This is a genomic window from Paenibacillus nanensis (assembly GCF_003583765.1).
GTDB lineage: Bacteria > Bacillota > Bacilli > Paenibacillales > Paenibacillaceae > Pristimantibacillus > Pristimantibacillus nanensis.
Genome location: NZ_QXQA01000002.1, coordinates 662,962 through 687,046, shown reverse-complemented (window position 1 = coordinate 687,046; position 24,085 = coordinate 662,962). Strand labels below are relative to the sequence as shown.

At 50.0% G+C, this 24,085-nt stretch carries 14 protein-coding genes; 11 read left to right on the top strand and 3 right to left on the bottom strand.

Annotated features, from left to right (window positions below):
- The first annotated feature begins 36 nt into the window (after positions 1-36).
- The 10 genes from D3P08_RS06005 to D3P08_RS05960 all read left to right on the top strand — a co-directional run bounded on the left by D3P08_RS06005 (position 37) and on the right by D3P08_RS05960 (position 18,081).
- On the top strand, positions 37-4,191 hold the full coding sequence (locus D3P08_RS06005; RefSeq protein WP_119598515.1) for a LamG-like jellyroll fold domain-containing protein: 4,155 nt from the start codon (positions 37-39) through the stop codon (positions 4,189-4,191).
- Positions 4,192-4,512: 321 nt separating this feature from the next.
- Positions 4,513-6,075 (top strand): glycoside hydrolase family 43 protein, encoded by a 1,563-nt coding sequence (locus tag D3P08_RS06000; RefSeq protein ID WP_119598514.1) that lies wholly within the window; start codon positions 4,513-4,515, stop codon positions 6,073-6,075.
- Positions 6,072-6,992 carry a glycoside hydrolase family protein gene (locus D3P08_RS05995; RefSeq protein ID WP_119598513.1) on the top strand — a complete coding sequence of 307 codons (921 nt, stop codon included), beginning with the start codon at positions 6,072-6,074 and terminating at the stop codon, positions 6,990-6,992. Before D3P08_RS06000 ends, D3P08_RS05995 begins: the two co-directional genes overlap by 4 nt.
- 209 nt (positions 6,993-7,201) lie before the next feature.
- Positions 7,202-7,915, top strand: coding sequence for a beta-glucanase (bglS, locus tag D3P08_RS05990; protein ID WP_119598512.1), 714 nt, complete (start codon positions 7,202-7,204; stop codon positions 7,913-7,915).
- A gap of 240 nt (positions 7,916-8,155) precedes the next feature.
- On the top strand, positions 8,156-9,115 hold the full coding sequence (locus D3P08_RS05985) for an ABC transporter permease (RefSeq protein ID WP_119598511.1): 960 nt from the start codon (positions 8,156-8,158) through the stop codon (positions 9,113-9,115).
- Positions 9,116-9,127: 12 nt separating this feature from the next.
- On the top strand, positions 9,128-10,021 hold the full coding sequence (locus D3P08_RS05980) for a carbohydrate ABC transporter permease (RefSeq protein ID WP_119598510.1): 894 nt from the start codon (positions 9,128-9,130) through the stop codon (positions 10,019-10,021).
- 128 nt (positions 10,022-10,149) lie between these two features.
- Positions 10,150-11,850, top strand: a complete 1,701-nt coding sequence (locus tag D3P08_RS05975) for an ABC transporter substrate-binding protein (RefSeq protein WP_119598509.1) — start codon at positions 10,150-10,152, stop codon at positions 11,848-11,850.
- A 188-nt stretch (positions 11,851-12,038) separates the two neighbouring features.
- Entirely contained in the window at positions 12,039-13,574 is a 1,536-nt protein-coding gene (locus D3P08_RS05970; RefSeq protein ID WP_119598508.1) for a glycoside hydrolase family 43 protein, read from the top strand.
- 597 nt (positions 13,575-14,171) lie between these two features.
- A complete protein-coding gene (locus tag D3P08_RS05965) occupies positions 14,172-17,114 on the top strand; it encodes a cellulose-binding protein (protein ID WP_240647342.1) in 2,943 nt (980 codons plus the stop codon).
- Positions 17,115-17,271: 157 nt separating this feature from the next.
- A complete protein-coding gene (locus tag D3P08_RS05960; RefSeq protein WP_119598507.1) occupies positions 17,272-18,081 on the top strand; it encodes a polysaccharide deacetylase family protein in 810 nt (269 codons plus the stop codon).
- 325 nt (positions 18,082-18,406) lie between these two features.
- Here D3P08_RS05960 and D3P08_RS05955 read toward each other — a convergent pair whose 3' ends face one another.
- The 3 genes from D3P08_RS05955 to D3P08_RS05945 form a co-directional block, all read right to left on the bottom strand.
- Complete coding sequence (locus tag D3P08_RS05955) at positions 18,407-20,074, bottom strand: cellulase family glycosylhydrolase (RefSeq protein ID WP_119598506.1); 1,668 nt, start codon at positions 20,072-20,074, stop codon at positions 18,407-18,409.
- Between the two features lie 299 nt (positions 20,075-20,373).
- Entirely contained in the window at positions 20,374-21,180 is an 807-nt protein-coding gene (locus D3P08_RS05950) for a rhodanese-like domain-containing protein (RefSeq protein WP_119598505.1), read from the bottom strand.
- A gap of 27 nt (positions 21,181-21,207) precedes the next feature.
- The gene (locus D3P08_RS05945; RefSeq protein ID WP_119598504.1) at positions 21,208-23,022 is read right to left on the bottom strand and encodes an alpha-galactosidase; all 1,815 of its coding nucleotides are present in this window, start codon (positions 23,020-23,022) and stop codon (positions 21,208-21,210) included.
- Between the two features lie 124 nt (positions 23,023-23,146).
- Between D3P08_RS05945 and D3P08_RS05940 the strand changes: the two genes are divergently transcribed.
- Positions 23,147-23,971: an AraC family transcriptional regulator gene (locus tag D3P08_RS05940; protein WP_162848378.1), complete on the top strand. Its 825-nt coding sequence runs from the start codon at positions 23,147-23,149 to the stop codon at positions 23,969-23,971.
- The last annotated feature ends 114 nt before the right edge of the window (positions 23,972-24,085 follow it).

Here is a 24,085-nt window from a genome sequence, read left to right as displayed (position 1 = left end):
AGCAACGATGAGCAAGAATAAAAAGGAGGGATAAGAATGGAATTTAAACCAATAAGAAAGCGCTGTCAACGTTTTTGTATCTATATTCTTTGTTTTACTTTAGCTATCACCTTTACAGGCTTTGGAGGGAAGGAAACAGCGGAAGCGGCTGTTTCTCCGCTGATTACTTCTTACAAGCCGCAGGCGGTAAGCGCTGATACGAATGCTTCCTATACGGATGCAAACGGGAACACAGTGTCGGCGACGATCCATCACCCGGGCATTGCTATGTCGCTCGCCGATCTGGACAATATGCGCGACCATGTTAGAGCAGGGGACGAACCGTGGAATACGGCGTTTGAGGCGTTTGCCGCCGACCCGCAGTCCAAACCGAATCCAAGAATCCTATACGAAGCCGGGAATGATCTGTTCGTTAATATCCGCGGACCATGGGCCTTTACCGATGCGAACGGAAAATATTGGGCGAATCCAAGCGATTATGTGGGAACGCGCGCGAATACGGATGCTTTGGTCGCTTTTAAACAAGCGATTATGTGGTATATTACCGGCGACGAGACGTACCGTTCCAGCGCGATGTCTATCATTAGGGCATATTCCGGCATCCAGTCCGTTGCTCCTCATACGAGCTTCCGATTTGCGACGATGACATATTTGCTTGCGGCGGCTGCCGAGATTATGCGCTATTCCAACACCCAGACGGCTAGTCTGAAATGGACGGCAACCGATACTCAGAATTTTACAAACATGATGGAGCTTTGCTCGGTCACCTATAACCCGCATTCTTTCTTCATGAACCAGCATCAGTTTACGGTCATGGGGACAATGGCGCGGGCGATCTTTACCAATGACCTGGCGCTGTATGCGGAGGCCGTAGAGGCAGCAATGGTTAACGCCGCAGGTGATGATGGAGGAAGAAACGGCTCAATCAAGCATGAAATGCGCTGGATGACGACGAATGAAATGACGGGAGAACCGCTCGACCCGTCGGATTATCATGTGCAGTTAATGGAAATGGGCCGCGATGTGGGACATGCTTACGCCAATATCGCCGGATTATCTACATTGGCGCAGACCATCTACGCACAGGGGACGAAGGTTGACCCGGTAGACGGAACCATATCCACGGCCGCTAATGCAGTGAATCCATTCAACTTTCTCGATGATCGACTATTGGCAGGGACGACCTATGCTCTGAAATATCATTTGGGATATGATGTGCCATGGACGCCCGCAGTCGCCAACCAAAGCTATGCCGGGCAAATTTTTGACAAGATCAATCCGGATCTAAGAGGCAGAATCGATGGGTTCAACAGCGTTCTATACAACTATTATAAATATATCGAAGGGCAGGACATGACTCAGGAAAAATTCAAATACCTAGCCTATGCCTATGAAACCAGAATGCCGGAGGTGGCGGGAAAGGATTATCCGCTGGCTTCGTTGCTGTATACGCCCGATGCAGCCAAGGCTGATGGGGTGAGCAATCGGATCATTCTGGGTCCTATCACGGGATTGACGGCAACGAGTACAGGTTCGGATTCGATCAAATTAAGATGGACGGCTGTACCGGACGCGCTCGGTTACAACATCTACAGATCCACGGAAGAAAACGGAACGTATACCCAGATTAACAGCGCGCCAATTCCAACAACGTCTTATAGCGATACAAGCTTGACCCCCAATACGATTTACTATTATAAGGTCCGCGTATCCGGGGCATCAAGTTTTGCCGTTGTATCGGCCACAACGGGGGGAGACGGCATTCCGGATTTCGATGTAAGCCGTTATTCTCTACATGTCCATCATAAGCATCAATCCGTATTAAGGGTCATTCATCCGGACCGAAGCATTCAAGTTCTTAACAGCCAAGCGAGCTTTACTTCATCCGATCCGGCTGTGGCAACCGTCAATTCGGCAGGCTTGGTGACAGGAATAAGCGTGGGTACGGCTACGATTACCGCGACCTATAACGGTCAAGCTTATCAGGCAATCGTACAAGTCATCGCCGACGCCGCGTTAAAAGCCTGGTACAAATTGGACGCAACGAGCGGAGCTTCAGCCGCAGACGCATCTGGATATGGCAATCACGGGACGATGAATGGCGGTACGGCCTGGACGGCAGGCAAATTCGGCAACGCTGCGGATCTAGCGGGAACCAACGGCTATATCGCGCTTCCCGGCGGTATAGTCTCCGATGCCGACACGATCACCGTCGCGGCTTGGGTCAATTTGGATACGGCGAGCAACTGGACACGCATTTTCGATTTTGGTTCGGGAACTTCCACTTACATGTATCTTTCGCCGAAAAACGGGGCCAACAGCAAAATCCGATTTGCGATCAAAAACAATAATTCGAGCGAGCAAATCATTGAAGGGCAGTCGGCGCTGCCTACGGGAGGCTGGCATCATGTGGCCGTCACGTTAAACGGCTCGACCGGCACGCTCTATGTTGACGGCGTTCAAGCGGGAAGCCATGCGTCCATGACCATCAAACCGTCCGATCTGGGCGCTACGGCGCAGAACTGGATCGGACGCTCCCAATACGCCGACCCGTATCTCGATGGACGAGTGGATGATTTCAGAATCTATAACCGCGCGATAAGTTCATCGGAAGTGACGAGCGTGATGAACGGACAAACTTTGGGAACCGTAACGGCAGCACCGACAGATGTGACGGCTGCGACTGCAGACCATAGATCGATTAACATAAGCTGGCCGGCCGTAACGGGAGCAGCGGGTTACAACGTGTACATCTCTGATTCTTTGGCGGAGAATGCCGTCTATACCAGGGCGAATAGTCAAGTGATTACTGGAACAACGTATACCAGCCTGGGATTGAAGCCGATAACGGCCTATCATTTCAAGGTAACGGCAGTGAATGCAATAGGAGAATCGGACATGTCGGCCATTGCCTCCGCAACAACCGATGGCATGCCTGTCGCAGGCCTCCTAACCTGGTATAAGCTTGATGAAACAAGCGGAGTTTCAGCCGCAGATGCATCCGGAAGCGGGAAGCATGGGACGATGAATGGCGGTACAGCCTGGACGACGGGTAAAATCGGAGGCGCTGCGGATCTGGCCGGACCGAACGGCTATATTGCGCTTCCCGGCGGTATTGTCTCCGAGACCGACACGCTTACCGTTGCCGCATGGGTGAATCTGGACACGGCGAGCAACTGGACGCGCATATTCGATTTCGGTTCCGGATCTTCGACCAGCATGTTCCTCACGCCGAAAAACGGAGCCAACGGGAAAATTCGGTTTGCGATCAAAAATAATAATTCGAGCGAGCAAATCATTGAAGGAGGGTCGGCGCTGCCGACGGGAAGCTGGCATCATGTGGCCGTCACGTTAAACGGTTCGACCGGCATTCTCTATGTGGACGGCTCCCAAGTGGGAACCAATACGTCGATGACCCTTAAACCGTCTGACTTGGGCGCTACCACTCAGAATTGGATCGGCCGCTCCCAGTACCCGGATCCCTATCTTGACGGACGGGTGGATGACTTCCGTATTTATGACCAAGCGCTTCCTGCCGATGAGATCGCTGCGCTTGCCGCACCCGGCATGATCGCGTGGTATAAATTCGATCAATCCAGCGGGAATACAGCGGCAGACGCTTCAGGAGATTTCAAACATGGAACGATGAATGGCGGCGCAGCCTGGACGACAGGCAAAGCTGGCAATGCAGCGGAGCTAAACGGATCAAACGGTTGTATTGCTCTTCCTTCCGCTGTTGTCTCCGGTGCAGACGCAATCACTATAGCGGCCTGGGTAAATCTGGATAGCGTTAACAATTGGTCGCGCATTTTCGATTTCGGGTCCGGAACCGCGACCAATATGTTCCTCACGCCGAAGAATGGAGCAAACGGTAAAATCCGCTTCGCGATCAAGAAGAACGGTTCGAGCGAACAAATCATTGACGGACAGTCGGCGCTGCCTACGGGAGGCTGGCATCATGCGGCCGTCGCCTTAAATGGATCAACGGGTACCCTCTACGTGGACGGCGTTCAAGTCGGGCAAAATACCGCGATGACCCTTAAGCCGTCCGATCTGGGAGCCACCGCCCAAAACTGGATCGGACGCTCCCAATACACGAACGACCCTTACCTCGACGGGCGGGTGGATGACTTCCGGGTATATAACCAAGCCCTTTCTGCCGGCCAGATTGCTGCCCTTGCAGGAAATTGATGCGGCCGTTCTTTCGTGTATGAAGCGAAGGTATGGAGTTATAAACTGGACAGGAAAGTAATTGAAGTACGTTGCTGAGTGCCTTCATAACGGAGAAAAAAGCCTGTAGGCCCTGCTCCATAAGGAGCAGCAGAGTCTACAGGCTTTTTCAATTACGAAGACCCTTTTCCTTGTATTGCTCTCCGGGTTCAAAAAGCATCAGAAACCTTTTCTGTGATATTTTGAACTTGAACACTCCAAAACTTGGTATTAAAGTCGAAAAGGGAAAGTCGTTTATCGTATCTGTGGGATTCAATTGTACCTGGGAAGGATGAAGCGGTTATGAATGATCATTACCATTTGTTATCGAAGAAGGGAGCTTGGGGAGATCAAGGAGACGGCACCTATGTCAATCCTATCTTGCCCGGCGATTATAGCGATCCGGACGCCATTCGGGTCGGGGATGATTATTACGCCGTCTCCTCTACCTTGCATTGCTCTCCCGGGATGGCGGTGCTGCATTCCAAAGATCTCGTGAATTGGAGCATGATCGGACATGTCGTTCAAGATTTGACAAGCATCGGCCCGGAATACAATTACGATCGCATGAATCGTTACGGCAGAGGCGTTTGGGCCGGCGCCATTCGGTTCCACAACGATAAATATTGGGTGTATTTCTTCACGCCCGACGAAGGCTTGTTTATGAGCACGGCAACCGATCCGGCGGGCCCTTGGGAGCCGCTTCATCGGGTTTGGGAGGTGGCCGGATGGGACGACTGCTGTCCCTTCTGGGACGATGACGGGCAAGGCTACCTGGTTGCCACCCATTTCGCCGATAACTACTATATTCATTTGATTAAGCTTAGCGAAGACGGCAAGGAGCTGCTGCATGACAGCGATAGAATTATTCATCAATACAAAGGGAGCGAAGCCAATAAGCTCTACAAAATAAACGGAACCTATTATTTCTTCCACAGCGAGGTGCGCGCTCGGGAAGGCGTTGAAGCCCGGGATGTCATGATGTTAAGGGCAGAGCATATTTATGGTCCTTATGAGGAGAAGGAAATTATCCATACCCACGGCAAGGAAATAGACCGGGAGCCGAATCAAGGCGGACTTGTCCAGACGGTTTCCGGGGATTGGTACTTCATTAGCCATCAAGGAACGGGCGCGCACGAGGGCAGGCCGCTGCATTTGCTGCCCGTAACATGGGTGGACGGATGGCCGATTATCGGAGAAGATACGGACGGGGACGGTGTCGGGGAGATGGTATGGGGAGGCAGGAAGCCGATTAACGGGCATCCCGCAACGGTGCTTTCCACATCCGATGATTTTGACAGAGCCGATCTTGCGCCTTATTGGGAATGGAACCATCAGCCAAGAGCCGATAAGTGGTCGTTAACGGAACGGCCCGGCTATTTGCGTCTGTATGCGTGCCAACCAATCGACAAGGACAATTTTTTCACCGTATGCAACGTCCTTTCGCAAAGAACGTTCAGAACCGTTCACAACGAAGCAACGGTAAAGCTAGAGATCGGCGGCATGGCGGATGGACAAGAAGCGGGCCTTTGCCACTTCGCGAAAACCTATTGCACGGTTGGCGTTCAACAGCTGAACGGGACAAGGGTCCTGAAGTTCAATAGCTCGGGAACGGTCGTATGGGGCCCGAAACTAACAGGCACCGACCTTTGGTTAAGATCGGTGTGGAACATAGACGGAATCAGCCGGTTCGAATACAGCGCGGACGGGGCGCAGTTTGAGAGCTTGGGAGACGCCTATCAGCTGAGTTGGGGCCATTACAGGGGAGACCGGATTGGGGTATACAGCTTTAACAGCGAGAGCGAGCAGGGTTATATCGATGTCGACTATTTCAGTTATGAGGTGCTAGGAGTGGATAAGGAATGAAATCGCCATTGTTTAGAGATCCCATCTATGACGGAGCGGCGGATCCCGTAGTCGTATGGAATCGGCAGGCCAAGGAATGGTGGATGATCTATACGAACCGCCGCGCGACGCAGGATGGGCCGAAATTCGGATGGGTGCATGGCACCGATCTCGGTGTTGCTTCTTCATCGGATGGCGGATCTACTTGGTTATACCGTGGAACCCTGCAGGGGCTCGAAACGGAATGGGGCAGAAATACGTTCTGGGCGCCGGAAATCATTTGGCATGATGGGCTGTACCACATGTATGTTACGTACGTCCATGGCGTGCCTGTGGATTGGACGGGCAAGGCTCGTATCCGGCATTATACAAGCCCCGACCTGATTCGTTGGGCGTTCCAGTCCACGCTTGGGATCAGCGAGGAGAACGTAATCGATGCTTGCGTGTACCAGCTGCCGAACGGGATGTTCCGAATGTGGTTTAAGCAGCGGAATCATACCTATGCTGCCGAGAGCAAGGATCTGTATGAGTGGCAGCCGATTGGTCCGGTGATTACCGAAAGAGGACACGAAGGACCGAATGTTTTCCGCCTGGGCGGCTATTATTGGATGATCGTAGACGAGTGGAGAGGACAAGGCGTGTTCCGTTCCGATGATCTTACGGCATGGGAGCGGAACGGCCTCATTCTCGACCAGCCTGGCAGACGCGAGGATGACGGGACGATCGGCCTTCACGCGGATGTGGTCGTGCAAGGAGATGAGGGGTATATCTTTTATTTTACACATCCCGGCCGCGTGAATGGGCATCATGAGGAGTCGAACCATTATGAATGGCGCCGCTCCTCCATTCAGGCGGCCAAGCTGGAGGTAGTGGACGGGGTACTGATCTGCGATCGCGACATGGAGTTTGAGTTGAATCTTAGGGCGGAAGATCGATAGAATATGGTGAAGAACTTTATTGGTCCGGATTAGTTTAAGAGGCATCCCAATGAACCGGGATATGCCTCTTTTCTTTGTTCTGCATGTACCTTGGAAAGGTAAAAGTAGATAATTTTTTAGTACATAAGTTGTGATTTTGATATCGCTTTCATTCCTTCTAATTGTTAGCATTACAGTGTAATCCATTCTTATAATTAGGAGGAATTATGATGGCCAAAAAGTTCAGGATCTCGGTAATCGCTTCCTTGTTACTGTCAGTGATTCTTGCAGCATCCGCCTCGGCAGCATGGGTATTCTACGAGCCAATGAGTTGGCACAACACCAGTACTTGGCAAAAAGCAGATGGGTATTCCAACGGAGCAATGTTTAATTGTACCTGGAGGGCGAAGAACGCGAACTTTACAAGCGCTGGACAACTGGAGCTGAAAATCACGAGTCCTTCCTACAACAAATTTGATTGCGCCGAGTATAGATCCACGAATAAATACGGTTATGGAAAGTACGAGGTCAGTATGAAACCGGCCAAAAATGTAGGCATCGTTTCCTCCTTCTTTACTTACACCGGTCCTAGTGACGGAACACAATGGGATGAAATCGATATCGAGTTCCTAGGAAAAGATACAAGGAAGGTTCAATTCAACTACTATACGAACGGCGTGGGAGGCCACGAGAAGATTGTTGATCTCGGCTTCGATGCTTCTCAAGGATTTCACACCTACGCATTCGACTGGCAGCCGGGATACATCAAGTGGTACGTTGACGGCGTATTGAAGCATACAGCAACTTCCAATATTCCGAAGACGCCAGGTAAAATCATGATGAATCTGTGGAACGGTACAGGCGTAGATGCTTGGTTAGGCAGCTATAACGGGGCGAATCCGATATATGCGTATTATGACTGGGTAAAATATACAAGCAATTAATGGAAAAAAGCGCCATCAACAATTCGATTCTATGAAATCGAAGATTGATGGTGTTTTTTTGCGTTTTTCAGCTCGTAACTACTGGTTATGAAAAGGTTTGAAAAAGTTTGTTTTGATATGATTTTAGGTTTACTTTATCGGGTGCAATGGAAGGGGCACTATCGATTATGATAAGTACAAATGCGAGAGAGTAAGCGATTACATGCAAAGAGGAAGCATAAGAAGCTAGGAGGAGCACAGATGAAACCGCTAACAGAGATGACCCCGGAAGAAGGGCCAACGCTCAAAAGAAACCGGTTCTGGTTCAAAGCATTCCAGCAGCGTTACTTGTACATGATGTCACTTCCATTCGTCATATGGATTTTTATTTTCAGTTATGTGCCTGTATGGGGCTGGGTTACCGCTTTTCAAAATTATAAGCCAAAGGATACTATTTTCGATCAGAAATGGGTAGGATTTTCGAATTTTATTGAATTATTCCAGGATGAAAGATTTTATATTGTTCTTCGAAATACGCTGGCCATGAGTACGATGGGACTCCTTGTAGGCTTCACGGTCCCTGTTATATTCGCATTATTGTTAAACGAGATGAAAGGCCAGTTTTTCAAACGGTCGGTTCAAACGATTTCGTATTTGCCTCACTTTGTTTCATGGGTTGTCGTTTCCGGACTCGTGTATAAGATGCTTTCGACAGACGGCGGAGCGGTGAACCAATTGCTCATGTGGCTTAACATTATCGACCAGCCGATTCAGTTTATGGCTAAAGGCAATTTGTTCTGGGGAATTGTAACCGTTTCGGATTTATGGAAGGAAATGGGCTGGAACTCGATTATTTTCCTGGCAGCGATGGCTGGCATCGATCCCGAGCTTTACGAAGCGTCAACGGTTGACGGCGCAGGCAGATTCCGCAAGATGTGGCATATCACGCTGCCTGGCATTCGTACAACCTTCATGGTCCTCTTCATCTTGTCGATTGGCCACTTAATCAGCATCGGCTTCGAGAAACAGTTCTTGCTTGGCAACCCTCTTGTGTCTGATTATTCAGAGGTGTTCGATCTGTATGCGCTTAAGTACGGTATTCAAATGAGCCGATACTCGTACGGTACGGCAATCGGTATATTCAATTCCGTAGTCAGCATCCTGCTAGTGTTTATCGCGAACGGAATATACAAGAGAGTCACCAAAGAAACAGTCATATAGGAGGCGCTGCAAATGCAGGGAGTCGTTCAAAAAAATATCGGCGATAAACTATTCGACCTATTCATCTATATATTCATGACGATGGTAGCCATTGTAACCTTATATCCGTTTTTAAACGTGCTCGCGATTTCATTCAACGATTCGGTGGATACCGTGCGAGGCGGTCTGACGATTTACCCGCGAGAATTTACCTTACGAAACTATGAAACGATTTTCGGATTTGAGGGCTTGATAACCGGCTTTAAAAACACCGTCATCCGGACGGTAGCCGGTACGGCAATCGGTGTCGCGGCGGCGTCCATGATGGCTTATACGTTAAGTCGTCCCGATTTTCAAGGCAGAAGATGGATGTCGGTTTTGTTCGCCCTCACGATGTATTTCTCCGGCGGACTCATTCCGGGCTTCCTGTTGATGAAATACTTAGGCTTGATCGGTACCTTCTCCGTTTACCTCGTTCCTGCACTGCTCAGCGTTTGGAATGTGTTCGTTATCCGCTCGTATATCGACGGACTGCCGTTCGCGCTTCAAGAATCGGCTAAAATTGACGGCGCAAATGATTGGACTATATTTTGGAAAATTATTTTGCCGCTATGTCAACCCGTATTGGCGACAATCGCGTTGTTCATTGCTGTCGGACACTGGAATTCCTGGTTCGATACGTACTTGTTCAATAACAGGAATCCGGAAAATACGACGCTGCAGTACGAGCTGATGAAGGTGCTGTTATCTACGCAGACGGGCAGCAATTACCGCGACCCGAACGCACAGCAGGCAATGGCGGCGGTATCGCCTGAATCCATCAAGATGGCGATTACAATCGTCGTTACCGTCCCCATCTTGCTTGTATATCCATTCCTTCAAAAGTATTTTGTCAAAGGAATGACGCTTGGCGCAGTAAAAAGCTAATAGAGGCTTCATACAAGCTTCTCGGTGCTGAAAACCGGACTTTTTGAACACGCACTAATAACGGTAATAGCAGGTTTCCTGTTATATACATTCAAATCACGCACTAGAAAAAGGGAGGCTTCAACGAAATGAAGAGAAAGATGCAAATGGCGCTTAGTCTGATGTTGGCACTCACATTCGTATTCGTCACAGCATGCAGCACTTCGAATACGGATAGCGGTAATGGCACAACGACGCCAGAAACAACAAATGCAGCAAACGAGCCGCCGGCTGAGCCCATGACGATTCGCTTCGCAACCGGCAACAACCCGAACTGGGATGACATGCAATCCGATATCGGCAAATTTATTAAAGAAAAAACAGGCATTACCATTAAACCGGAATTCCCTGTCGGCGGTTCCAGCGATGAAATGCTCGCGCTTATGGTAGCAACCGATGAGTATCCGGATCTGGTCGTTCCGGGCAGCGCTACGAACAAAATGGTCGATGCAGGCGCTTTACTCGATCTTCGTCCTTTGATCGAAGAGCATGCTCCTAACATTAAAAAGGTTTACGGCGAATATTATAACCGTCTTCGTTGGAGCAAGGATGATGACGCGATTTATACGCTATCGCTGACCGGCGTCGATCATACGTACTTCGATTCGGGCAGCGGTTTCCAATTGCAGCACCAAGTGCTTGAAGCAGCCGGCTATCCGGAGATCAAAACCGTTAAGGACTTCGAAGCCGCAATCAAAGCCTATCTTGAGAAAAACCCGACCACTGAAGACGGCCAGCCGAATATCGGTTTGTCGCTTAACGGCGGGGAATGGCAAATTCTCATTTCCGTTACAAACCCTGCGTTCTACGCAACTGGAGCACCGGACGATGGCGAGTTCTTCATTAATCAAGAAACGTATGATGCAATCATGCACTACCAGCGTCCCGAAGAAAGAGAATATTTCCGTTGGCTGAATCACATGAACGATATCGGCTTGCTGGACCCGGAAAGCTTCATCCAGAAATACGACCAATATAAAGCAAAAATCGCTTCCGGCCGCGTTCTGGGTCTTATCGACCAATCGTGGGACTATGGACAGGCAGAGAACGCATTGAAAGCCGAAGGCAAATTCGGTGCGACATACGCTCGTTTCCCTGTAACCTTGAATGAAACGTTCCAGGATCATTCCTTCCATGGTACGGGTTACCTTCCGGCCCTCGGGATTGCGATTACAAAAGATGCTCAAGATCCGGTTCGTTTGATCAAATTCCTGGACTACCTTGCTTCCGATGAAGGCCAAGTGCTTCTCAACTGGGGGATTGAAGGCAAGCATTACAATGTGGTAGACGGCAAACGCGTCATTCCTGCCGATTTGCTGGAGCTGAAAACGAATGACAACAACACTTTTGTGAAAACAACGGGTATCGGCAACTACAACATATCCGCCCGTTACGGAGACGGCGTGAAGGATCCGTCCGGCAATTACTACACAACGACATTCCCTGAGCAGATCCAAGCCGCTTACTCGGAGGAAGACAAAAAGACGCTGGCGGCTTACGGCGCAACGACTTACAAGGATCTGTGGCCTTCCGATGATGCGTTCCCTGAACGCAAATACGGCGCGGCATGGACGCTTCCGTTCGATTCGACCTCCGAGGCGAACGTTATTTTCCAGAAAACGCAGGATATTATGAAGAAACGCATACCGGAAGCGATTCTGGCGAAGCCGGAAGATTTCGATAAGGTCTACGATCAGTTCCTGAAGGACCTGGAAGACGCAGGCGTTGCGAAGATGAATGCAGAATTTTCAAAGATGGTGAAGGACCGCGTTGAGCTTTGGTCGAAATAAGTATCCAATTCCGCGAGCGTTATAAGCTCGCGGAATTTTTTTTCGCTAAACCATGCATTTGACATACAGATGGCTAGATCATGCTATTCATTGACCCGAAAATCAAGGTGCTTGCTTTTGCCGTGTTTTATAATTCGAATGGAAGGGCTTCGGTACGATCAAACTTTCGAATGATTAGGAGTTGTAACATGGTGACAACAAGCAGCGCCGCGACGTATAGCAATCCGGTAATTCCAGGCTTTTACCCCGATCCGAGCATTTGCCGGGTCGAAGATGATTATTATTTGGTCACAAGCTCATTTGGCTACTTCCCTGGAGTTCCCTTATTTCATAGCAAGGATCTTGTCAATTGGCGCCAGATCGGACATTGCCTCACGACCGAGCAGCAATTGCCGCTGGCTAACACCTGGTTATCGGGAGGGATTTACGCTCCGACGATCCGCTACCACGACGGCTGGTTCTATATGGTCACGACGAATGTGAGCGGGGTCGGCAACTTCTATGTTCGCAGCCAACAGCCGGAAGGCCCTTGGTCCGAGATAATACCGGTCGCGCAGGGAGGCATCGATCCTTCTCTATTATTCGATGAAGATGGCAGCGTATATTTTCAATCCACTTATTCCGGCAGTGAAGGCTACGGCATTTATCAATGCGAAATTGACATATCGACCGGGCAAATGCTGACGGAGAGCCGTCTGATCTGGAAGGGAACGGGCGGAGCGCATCCGGAGGCGCCTCATCTTTACAAAATCAATGGGCTTTATTACTTGTTGATTGCCGAGGGGGGGACGGAATACGGTCATATGGTGACGATTGCGAGAAGCGACGCTCCATATGGACCTTTCGAACCATGCCCCCATAACCCGATACTGACGCATAGAAGCCGGAACAGCAGCATTCATGCAACAGGCCATGCCGATCTGGTACAGGCGCATGACGGCAGCTGGTGGGCGGTTTTCCTGGGCATTAGACCGGTCTCCTATCCTTATCGGCATCATTTGGGCAGGGAGACGTTCCTGGCGCCCGTATCATGGACGGCTGACGGCTGGCCCATCATCGGCAATGGGGGAAGCATCGAGAGCGTCATGGATGCTCCGCGGCTGAAGGAAGTCCGGTGGCAGACGAACGGAACCCGAGATGATTTTGACGATTCAACCTTAAGCTTTGATTGGGTGTTCCTGCGGAATCCGGATCCGTCATGCTGGTCGCTCGGCGAATCTCCAGGGAGTCTTGTATTGCGCGGAAACAAGACGTCGCTGGGCGATTCCGGCGCCCCCGCCTTTGTTGGCCGTCGTTTGCGCCACTGGTCCAGCAACATTTCCGCCTTGTTGAATTTCGAACCGAAGCACGAAGGCGAAGAAGCCGGACTTACCGTATTTATGAACGATAGCTATCATTACGATCTGGCTGTTAAGCGCCAAGAAGGGCGCAAGGTGATCCTATTCCGGCGTACCGTAGGATCCTTGAGTACGGAGCGCACGCTGGAGTGCTCGGTAGGACCTGTCATACTTAAGGTTGAAGCGCGGCCGGAGTGGTTCCACTTCAAGATTCAGCAAAATTCTTCCGACGTTATGGATGTGGGCTCCGGAGAATCGCATCTGCTTTCAACAGAGGTAGCGGGCGGATTTACGGGAGTCATCCTTGCGATGTACGCGGTCTGCGAATCGGGACAAGGTTCTCCGGCATGCTTTGATTGGTTCGATTATGAGCCGTTGAACGGATGAGGCACAGTTCGAAAACAACAGTCAGGGGGGGCGTGTTCATAGGGTGGAGTACCTATGCTTCGGCGACGGTGCAATCTACGGCCAACAGCGAATCTGCCCTTACCCACGGCATACTTATGGGTTGCACATTCGATGTATAACGGGGACAGACTGACAACGATGGAGGCTGCCTGCGAGGGATTTATCGCAGGCGGCTTCCTTTACAAAAAAAGCTAAGATAAGGATAGATCAAAATAAAATGCCGGGCCTCTTCCTTGCGAAGAACTGACGCCTTGTTCTGTTTTTATGAAAACCAAATTTAACCAGACTAAATCATGCTACACCATGTCCCAAAAATCAAGGTTCACTATTCAACACGTTGATAAAGTAGTGATGTAAGAAAACAAGTTAGCTATGGGGAGGAATGATTGTTAAAAAAATGAAAACGTTTTCATGTTTTTCATCAAAGGCAAGCGGCATGAACGCAAAAAGAAAACAATGGAAGAAGGAGATTGCTTGATGAAAACAAGGAAAAAATCGCGAGGATTCACCAAACGAATCCATTCCTTATGTAAGTCCGCGTCACTTCTGGTGACGGCCGCCGCGTTGACGGTAAGCATGGGTCCTTCGTTGACGACGGTTCCCGGCAAGGCATTCGCAGCGGATTCGACTGAGAGCGCATCGGCGACCTTACAATCGGACACCGTGCCGGTGACAACGCAAGCCTATGATTGGGGCAGGGTGAAGATCGTCGGCGGGGGATTTATTCCGGGCATTATTTTCAACGAAAAGGAGAAGGATCTCATCTATGCCCGCACGGACATGGGGGGCGCATATCGCTGGGACCCGGCGACCAAGACCTGGATTCAGCTGTTGGAATGGCTGAGCCTGGAAGACTGGAACCTGTCGGGCGTAGAGAGTATAGCTACCGACCCTGTCGATCCGGACCGCGTCTATATTGCAGCCGGCACCTACTCGAACGACTGGGTGCAGTCGAACGGCTACATTCTTCGTTCGCAGGACCGCGGTCAGACGTGGGAGAAGACGGAAATGCCGTTCAAATTCGGCGGCAACATGCCCGGCCGTTCCATGGGCGAACGTCTGGCTATCGACCCGAACGATAACCGGATCCTCTACCTGGGAGCCCGCAACGGGAACGGATTGTGGAAGAGCGAGGACTATGGAGCGACATGGCATAAGGTGGAGAGCTTCACTTCGGTCGGCAACGTGAATGATAGCTACGGCGGGAATGTCGGCCCCGTATGGATCACCTTTGATCCTTCGACGGGCTCTGCGGGCAACGCAACGCAGACGATTTATGTCGGCTTGGCGGATACGCAGACGAGCATTTACAAGTCGGTCGACGGCGGCGTGACCTGGCAGCCGGTAGCGGGCCAGCCGAATCAAGGCTTTCTGCCCCACCACGGAACGCTGGGTTCCAACGGGATGCTGTACGTAACGTACAACTCGGCCATCGGACCGTACGACGCCGGCGCCGGCGCGGTATGGAAGCTGAATACGATGACGGGCGAGTGGACGGACATCACCCCGGACGGGGTCGGCAATACGAGTAAGCCGTACGGCGGTCTAGCCGTCGACCCTCAAAATCCCGATACGCTGATGGTTGCCTCGATGAACGTATGGTGGCCGGACCAATTCATTTATCGCAGTACAGACGGCGGGCAAACATGGAAGAACCTGTGGGAGTTCACCGCATATCCGAAGCGCGTCAACCGGTACACGATCGATTATTCGATCGCGCCATGGCTTGACTGGGGCGTTCAGCGCGATCCGGAGACCGATCCGCAAACCTCGCCAACTCTTGGCTGGATGATCGGCGACCTGGAGATCGATCCGTTCAACTCCGACCGGATCATGTACGGAACCGGGGCGACGCTGTACGGCTCCGAGAACGTGACCGATTTCGACAAAGGCGAGAAAATCCGAATCTCCGTTATGGCGGACGGGATTGAAGAGACTGCGATTCTAGGCTTGATCAGTCCTCCATCCGGGGCGCCGCTCATCAGCGCGATGGGCGATATCGGCGGGTTCCGTCATGAAGACCTGAACAAGGCGCCGAATATGATCACAAATCCTTATATCGTATCAAGCACCGATTTGGACTACGCGGAGACGAATCCGAACTTGATCGTGCGCGTCGGCCATGCATCGAACGAGGAAGCGCGGATGGGCGTATCGACAGACAACGGCGTCACCTGGACGCCGGCAGCCAATGCCTGGCAGGCGGCGGATGGCGACAATACGAGCGGAGAGTGGGTCGCGGTAAGCGCGAACGGCGATACGATTCTTTGGGCTCCGGATGGCAGCGGCGACCGGCCGGTAAGCTTCTCTACCGACCTTGGCAAGACGTGGACAGCCTCGACAGGCATCCCGCAAGGCGCGATGGTCTCATCGGACCGTGTCAATCCGGACAAATTCTACGGTTTCCATCAAGGGACGTTCTATGTCAGCACGGACGGCGGCGCCAACTTCACGGCTTCGGCTGCTTCCGGGCTGCCGCAAAATCAGAGCGGCAAGTTCAAGGCCGCTCCTACGGCCGAAGGCGATATCTGGCTTGCCAGCTCGGATGGACTATTCCGTTCGACGGATTCGGGAGCGAGCTTCCAGAAGCTAGCGGGCGTTGATGAGGCGGTATCCGTCGGTTTCGGCAAAGAAGCGCCAGGCAAAACGTATAAAACGATCTATGCCGGCTTGAGAGTGAACGGCGGCAAGTTCGCCTTCTACCGCTCGGAGGACGAAGGAGCGAGCTGGATCCGCATTAATGACGATCAGCATCAATTCGCGAATGCAAGAGGGACGATTACGGGCGATGGGCAAGTGTACGGCCGGGTCTATATCGGAACGAACGGTATGGGCATCGTACGCGGCGATATGAAACAGGGTGGGACGGAGCCAATTCCTAGTTCGGCTCCGACCGCTTCGATCACCTCGTATCGAGATGGACAGGCGATCAATCTGAACAGTCCGCAGCTTAACTGGACGTTCCTTGACGCCGACGATGCGGATGTACAGGCTGCTTATCAGGTTCAAGCTTCCAGCAACGGCTTCGAGACGATTGATGTGGATAGCGGCGAACGGTCGGGCGCATCCGGTTCATACACTTTGAATGGATTGGCGGACGGAGATTGGTCGATCCGGGTTCGCTTGAAGGATAATGGGGGCGCCTGGTCGGAATGGGCGTACAGAAGCTTGATCATTGATACGGCTGCTCCAACCCTGAAAGTTGTCCTGGATAAGGAAACCTTGTGGCCGGCCAACAACAAGCTGGTTAAAGTGACGGCAACTGTTGAAACGGATGTCGAGCTGTCTCAAGTCGAACTGGTGTCCATTACGCCGAGCGCGGCCGTCGACCGCTACGAAACCATGGTACAAGGAGCCGAGTTCGGCACATTCGATACGGAATTCAAGCTGCTGGCCGAAAAAGCAAAGGGTAAAGAGCCTTTACTCTATACGATTACTTATAGAGCAATCGATCAAGCAGGGAATGTTACGGAAGCATCCGCCACCGTTACGGTTCCGCATGATCAAGGAAAAAAATAAACCTCTTGAGGGACTGAATACCTCCGACCGCAATGGTTCGGAGGTGTTTCAGGTGCAATGTCTATATCATGCTATCTCATGTCTATTAAATCAAGGTCTACTATTCGTCGTATGTTATTATCGTTGTAATGCAGTAATCAATCGAGGAGGAGTCATAATGGGAAACGTGAGCATTCGATTCGACCGGTTTCCGGGAGGGCTTAGCAAGGCGGTCGTATTTAGTTTTGACGATGGCCGCGATCAAGACAGAAGGCTGGTGCAGGCGTTTAACCGGTATGGCCTCAAAGGAACGTTCCATCTGAATTCCGGCACATTCGGCCAGGAAGGATATATCCGTGCCGAAGAAGTTGCGGACTTATATCGCGGCCACGAGATTTCGGCCCATACCGTCACGCATCCATTCCTGGAGCAGTCCCCGGACGACCAGATTGCGGAGGAGCTGATCGCGGACCGCCGAAATCTGGAGGCGATTGCGGGATACCCTGTACGCGGCATGAGTTATCCGTTCGGCACCTACAACGACCGTGTCGTTCGCGCGCTGCCGGCGCTCGGCATCGAATATGCCCGTACCGTCCAGAGCCATGGAGGCTTCCACATGCCGGATGATCCGCTGAGATGGCATCCGACCTGTCACCACAAGGACATGTTGGAGAAAATCGAGCAGTTGCTGGCTTCCAACAGCTGGTTTAGCCGCATGGAGCTATTGTTCATTTGGGGCCACAGCTACGAATTCGACCACGATGATAACTGGGAGCTGGTGGACAGGGCAGGCGAATTGCTCGGCGGCGAGGAGTCGATCTGGAAAGCGTCGATGACGGACATCGTATCCTATCAGAATGCGCTGAGAGCTCTCCGTTTCTCGGTCGATCGAAGCATGGTGCATAATCCGAATGCCCTTGAGGTATGGGTAAGCGCAGACGGCGAAGCCGTCCGCATTGCGGCAGGCGAAACGAAAAGGCTGCGATAGCAAGTCATGCTTCGTACAGCCGACCGGCAGGATCGTTTTCTATAACGGGATGGCAGGTTCGGCACTCGGTAACTTTTTCGTGAAGCTTAGAAAAGGCTGGATGACAATAAGGCACCGGTTGCTTCCTTGCGAAGCCCTGGTGTCTATTTCATTTTTCGCCTGACTAGATTTAGCCGTCAATCCCACGATGGTTCCATGTTCATAGCTTCTCTGGCTGGTCTAGCCATACGAAATAGCTCCCACCTAGCCTATCAATGGGAGCTATTTGACGCTTACGTTCGCCACATCTCCAGCACTCGTTGTTTTTCGTTTCTTTGGGTTTTATTTAGTTAATCGGAACCAACTGCCATTGCTGATTAAAGTTATACGAATTGCCAAGTGACCATTGACCAACCGGCGCGCTATCATGAGTTGACCAACCGAATACTTCCAGATACTTGCCGCTTGCAGCATTTTTAAATTCGAAATAACCACCGCCTATATCAATCATTTGCCACTGTTGATTATAGCCGCCAAGACCAGTATGCGCCCATTGTTGAGCTGCAGCTCCGTCAGAATTAGACCAGCCCCCGATTTCCAGTACCTTGCCGCTATTGCGATTTATGAGTTGATAATTGTTAAGTCCGACGTTAAATAATTCCCATTGCTGGTTATAGCCGCCAGTATACGTATACTGATTGACAGCAGCGCCATCGGCAGTCGAGTAGCCATTTACATCCAGAACCTTGCCGCTATGGCGGTTGACGATCCTATAATAATTCCCAATACCGCTCATGATGCCATCGATGATTCCTTGCTGTGTTATGGTGAGGTTGTGTCTGTTAATTAAACCAAAATTGGATCCATTATCCCACCATACAGGAACCAAGCCATATTTCTTCGCTGTGGAGACAACAGCTTTTGTCCAAATGGCACGATAGGTATTGTTGGCCGAGTCGGAGGCCGACTTATCGATTGCGCCGTATTCTCCGATGACTACAGCATACCCTTGGGTTACGAACTTATCGTACATGGATTTAAATTGTGACTCCATGTGGGCTTCCTGTCCACCGGAGTCTTTTTTGGCGGGATCAGCCGTTGCTCCCCATTGGGTGGCGCCTTGGTTTTCTACTAGGCAGAAATAGTATGGATCGTAATAATGTACAGAAATCATGATCCTCTTCTCGGAGCTAGGGACTGTACTTGATCGGTTATAGTCTGTCGGAAGCACAAAACCCGTATAGCCATTGTTGCCTGCCGTATAATCGATGTTCGTATTCCAGCCTGGAATCAGCAGCCATCTTGCCGCATTGTTTCCGCCGGTCAGTCTTACGGTGTCCACAAAGATCTGATTCAACGTATTAATGTTTGAATAAACCGTGAGGTTAGGCTGTACCCCGCCATATGTCACCCCATCGAATACTTCGTTCATCGATTCGAAGATCAAATGCTCGTTGTAATCGACGAATGTATAGGCAATCTGCTGCCAAACCTTTTTAAATTTGTCTCGAATCGTATTTTGATCGCTTGCATTCGGCAACAGCCAATTATCCGACGGGGTATTGGGGGTTGTAGAGTGGGCGCCATCGTGGTGAATATTGAGAATGACAAACAGGCCTTCGCTGTAAGCATAATCGACAACTTCTTTCACTCTGGCCAGATACGCGGAATCAATGGTGTAGTTCGGAGCAGGACCGATTTTTTTCATATACGTAACCGGGATCCGAATGGTCTTAAACCCTGCTGCTTTTACCTTTTGAATTAACGCTTTTGTGATAACGGGATTACCCCAAGCCGTTTCGCTAGGAACGCCGTTAATATTAGCATCCAATGCGTTTCCTAAATTCCACCCTGCACCCATTGCCGAAGTCATTTGAGCGGCGTTATATGGTGTGAAATCCCAAGTCATATTAGCCGCAGATGCTACGGAACCGAAGCTTGTAAAAACGGTTGTAATCATAAAAACAAATGCGATCATTACTAACTTGCAGGACTTGAACGTAAATGTTGACATCAAAAGGCACCTCTTCTCTTCATATAGGTTGGAAAAGAATAACCTTCGCGAATCACCTCCTCGTTCGCCTCAGCCTCAACGAAACACTTTAGCAGCCGCTTTAGGTAAGCGCTTTCAATGTTTGCAAATCAAATTATATGCGAGATCAGTTAAAACCCTCCTTGATTATATAGCCATCTTTTAGCATATTATAGACTTCATTCGCCGAGCGCCTGAACGAGCTGAGCGGGGGGCAAATGAAGCGAGAACGTCGAATAACCCCCACCTTGTCATCAAGATGGGGGCTATTACGATGGATGTTATTCTTGTGCTCGGCATATTGTATACGGATACTGCTCCATACCCGGAATCCTATAGACACGGCTATATCCTGCATCTATAAGGGCCTGTGCCGCCAAAGAACTTTTATACCCCTTCTGACAGTAAAGGATGAATGGAGTATCCTTTCTCGCACTTACTGAGTAAGGGTTATTTATTATTTCCTGTAATGGTATACAAATGCTTCCCTGGATATGCCCTGTTTGATAATCCTCATGAGTCCGCACATCTATTAGCATTGCAGCAGGATCATTGACCATCAGCACCCGCGCTTCATCGGGGGTCAGACGATTGCTTTGAAATACTCTGCCCCCAGTCTGAGGAATACGCCGCTCTCTATCAAGCATTCTCGCAACAATTGTTGCAGCTTCCGCATGAGTTACGCTGCCCGCAGCGTCGAATAGGTTATGGTCGCGCCCAAGCATTATACCCTTGACATACATCTGCGCGATATGCATGACGCAGGTACGGCAGGAATATAAGTCCCTAAGATTTTCCGCGGCCGACCATTCGGGCTCATCTTTTTCCCCGAATTCGGTTAGCAGCGCCTCATGAACGATTCGTGCGGCGGAACGTCGCTCAATGGGCTTGCTTATGTTTGAAAGATCATAGTCCTCGATTATTCCTTTATGCAACGCGTAATCGATATATCCTAATGACAAACTGCCGCTTATAGGCTCTATATGGCTTTTACTGCTTCTAATGATCATGGTCACGAACTCTTCGGTAGTTACATGATCCACGGGGGAAGGTGCGGCTTCCGCATTAAAGCCTTTTGCTTTTTCCATTCCTTTTCTCCTAGTAAAGTTCCCGAGTTAAACAGGAGTAACTCTTAGGGTAACATTGTCATAGGCGTCAATTCCTGTAATAGAGAAGGTTTTTGCATGGTTCGTTGTAACTTCGCCAGTCCATAAATCCTTTAGACAATAGCTTGCAGCATGTTTGAATTTTTCAGCATCAACCATTTTGTGGCCAAGATAATCGATAATGCGGCTAACATCAACGGAATGCTCCTTCGTATCTCTTGATTCGCTGAGATTGATAAAGGATATGGCAATATCACCGTTCGCAAGAGGCTTTACGAGAATATCGACACGGTTGTTATTGGCAATATAGGCCGTATCGGGATTGGCATTATCGATAGAGCAGTAAATTCTTTTCGCCTGAATACCGAGGGGATCCTGATTCAATGCGATGACCTCTTTGTTCGCAATAATCTTCCATAGCTCGTCACCCTTTGTAACCCGTCTTAAATCGATTCCAAGCATAATCGGCGCATTCATCATGCACCACATCGTCATATGCGTTTTACTCATGGTCGTCGTGATCCCGTTCATGCCGATGACAAGCATATCGGGATCGTTCCACCCCTTGTCAAGTCCGGCAAACTCATCCATTATAACCGCCTTGCTATATTGCGAGGTTATGCTTGCGGTATGGTTTGAACTCCATTCGGCGGAGCCCGGATTGCCGTCAGAGCCGACAGAGAAGGTTATATCATTTAGAATACGCCATGAGTCTCCAACCTTATATCCCCAATTTTGCGGCTGTGTTTTCCCCCATTCACAAATGGAGAGTACGACATCATGATCAGGATCGGCCGCGTTCAAGCCTTCAAGGAAAGCCGCATAGGAATTAAGGGTATTTTCCTGTCTTCTGTGGTTCATAAGACGTATGATATTGTCTCCCTCATTTAAGGATACCGTTATTTCTTCCGAGTCTACAAAGGTCGTTGTACTCGGGGTAAGAGGAAGCAAATGATCAAAATATCGGGTCTCATTCTCCGCGCTGCCTACGGCAAGCTGAAGCCATCGTCCCGTGCCATTCTCCTCGCCGCTTGCGTAATTTACGGTTATGGCGTAGTTTCCGCTAGCAGGCGCGTTCACGGTAAACGCAAGCTCTCCCCAGCAGTCGCCCACAGGTGTTGTCCCCACGTTTGTTCCGTCGAAGGTACCGATGTTTGTTACATAGTCGCCACTGTTTTTGGATGCGCCTTGGCCTAAAAGCACACCGTCCTTCACAGCATTTAACGTGATATTCAGTTCTTCGCCCATAACCGTTATGCTTCTAATATTCGGGGCATAGGCATATTTGGCATTCGTCGAGTCCGAGAACGTGGCGTTGTCCCAAAGGTAGTAGCAGTTATCAACCTTGATAAAGTCAACCCCCCAGTCTATGTAAGACCTCGTGTCGACATCCTCAAAGCCGCAAGTGCCTACCGCGGAGCCTGCGCAAAGATGGGTGCCTATATCATTGTACATGCCGAATTTAAGGCCCTTGCCGTGAATGTAATCGGATAACGCCTTAAAGCCGCTAGGAAATTTAATCGTTTCATGCGAAAGCAATCCGTTGACGCGCTCGGACTTATAGCAGCCGTCATCGAGCACGACATACTTGTAACCCAGCTCCGCAAGTCCCAAATCAACCATGGCGTCCGCCATTGCTTTTGTGAGTGTCTCGTTGTTCTTGCTGCCAAAAGCATTCCAGCTGTTCCACCCCATGGCAGGGAGGCGTCCTTGCTTTTTATTCAATAGCACCTTACCGTTCGAGAAAGCCGGAAACATGTAGTCGGGATCCGTAATCTCGTCCGGCGCTGTCCTTGATGTAACTCTAGCCGATACTTTGTTCATTAGAAATCCTCCTCGCAAGCCGTGTTTTTAATGTAATGATAGGACAAATCATGAAGCCGATAAATGTGTTTTTATCGAGTGATTATGGGGAAATGTGATATATTCATTTCAGGAGATGAATGCAATGAAACTCTATTATGCTAAAAGTCCTTTAATCTCATCCGATATTTATCCCATGCAATATGGTGAACAGCAGTGCGATAACGGATATTTTTTTGGACCCGCAGTGCGCAACTTCTATCTCATCCATTACATTTACAGCGGGCAAGGCGAATTGCATATTAATAAAAAAGCTTATAAAGTACGCGCAGGACAGTTTTTCCTGATCTATCCGAAACAAACGGCCTATTATAAGGCGGATGACCATGATCCGTGGCTGTATCGCTGGATTGAGTTTGACGGCAGCTTCTCGGAGAAGATAATGTCCGTGGCAGGCTTCTCGCACGATAACCATGTTATAAATGATGATAACGGCGTCGGAGACGCACTGAAGAAGATCATCGATTTAGGGTGGACTGACTTCGAAACGATCATGAGCTATTTTTGGCCGTTTATCGCGGCGCTTACGAAGGGCAAATTGTTGACGAAAGATGAGAATACGGCAGAAACCTATGTCTCTTATGCCAAAAACTATATAAGAAGCAATGTGCACAAAAGGATATCCGTTTCCGAAATTGCACATTTTCTAAATATAGACCGCAGTCACCTGTCACGCATCTTCAAAAGCATTTGCGGCATAAGCACGCAGCAGTTTATCATTTCTCTTAAAATGGAGATGGCTTCGCAATCGCTCAAAAGAAGCGGCATAACCATTAAAGAAGTTGCGGGTAGCGTCGGATATGACAATCAGATGGAATTTTCGAAGCTGTTTAAAAAACACTTTAATATGACGCCCACGCAGTGGAGAGAACAAAAATTTTTTCAACAGTCTATCAATTACTATGAATGAACATGTAAATGACGCACGAATGGGTGCGTCATTTTTTTATAGTTTGGCTCAACTGTCTGTTTCGTGCTATTCCGTGACCTGATCATCATGGTTCACAACGAAAACGTGCTCTAT

Coding starts and splice junctions, on each gene's coding strand:
- D3P08_RS06005 (WP_119598515.1), top strand. CDS start 37: ATGGAATTTAAACCAATAAGAAAGCGCTGTCAACGTTTTTGTATCTAT.
- D3P08_RS06000 (WP_119598514.1), top strand. CDS start 4,513: ATGAATGATCATTACCATTTGTTATCGAAGAAGGGAGCTTGGGGAGAT.
- D3P08_RS05995 (WP_119598513.1), top strand. CDS start 6,072: ATGAAATCGCCATTGTTTAGAGATCCCATCTATGACGGAGCGGCGGAT.
- bglS (WP_119598512.1), top strand. CDS start 7,202: ATGGCCAAAAAGTTCAGGATCTCGGTAATCGCTTCCTTGTTACTGTCA.
- D3P08_RS05985 (WP_119598511.1), top strand. CDS start 8,156: ATGAAACCGCTAACAGAGATGACCCCGGAAGAAGGGCCAACGCTCAAA.
- D3P08_RS05980 (WP_119598510.1), top strand. CDS start 9,128: ATGCAGGGAGTCGTTCAAAAAAATATCGGCGATAAACTATTCGACCTA.
- D3P08_RS05975 (WP_119598509.1), top strand. CDS start 10,150: ATGAAGAGAAAGATGCAAATGGCGCTTAGTCTGATGTTGGCACTCACA.
- D3P08_RS05970 (WP_119598508.1), top strand. CDS start 12,039: ATGGTGACAACAAGCAGCGCCGCGACGTATAGCAATCCGGTAATTCCA.
- D3P08_RS05965 (WP_240647342.1), top strand. CDS start 14,172: ATGGGTCCTTCGTTGACGACGGTTCCCGGCAAGGCATTCGCAGCGGAT.
- D3P08_RS05960 (WP_119598507.1), top strand. CDS start 17,272: ATGGGAAACGTGAGCATTCGATTCGACCGGTTTCCGGGAGGGCTTAGC.
- D3P08_RS05955 (WP_119598506.1), bottom strand. CDS start 20,074: ATGTCAACATTTACGTTCAAGTCCTGCAAGTTAGTAATGATCGCATTT.
- D3P08_RS05950 (WP_119598505.1), bottom strand. CDS start 21,180: ATGGAAAAAGCAAAAGGCTTTAATGCGGAAGCCGCACCTTCCCCCGTG.
- D3P08_RS05945 (WP_119598504.1), bottom strand. CDS start 23,022: ATGAACAAAGTATCGGCTAGAGTTACATCAAGGACAGCGCCGGACGAG.
- D3P08_RS05940 (WP_162848378.1), top strand. CDS start 23,147: ATGAAACTCTATTATGCTAAAAGTCCTTTAATCTCATCCGATATTTAT.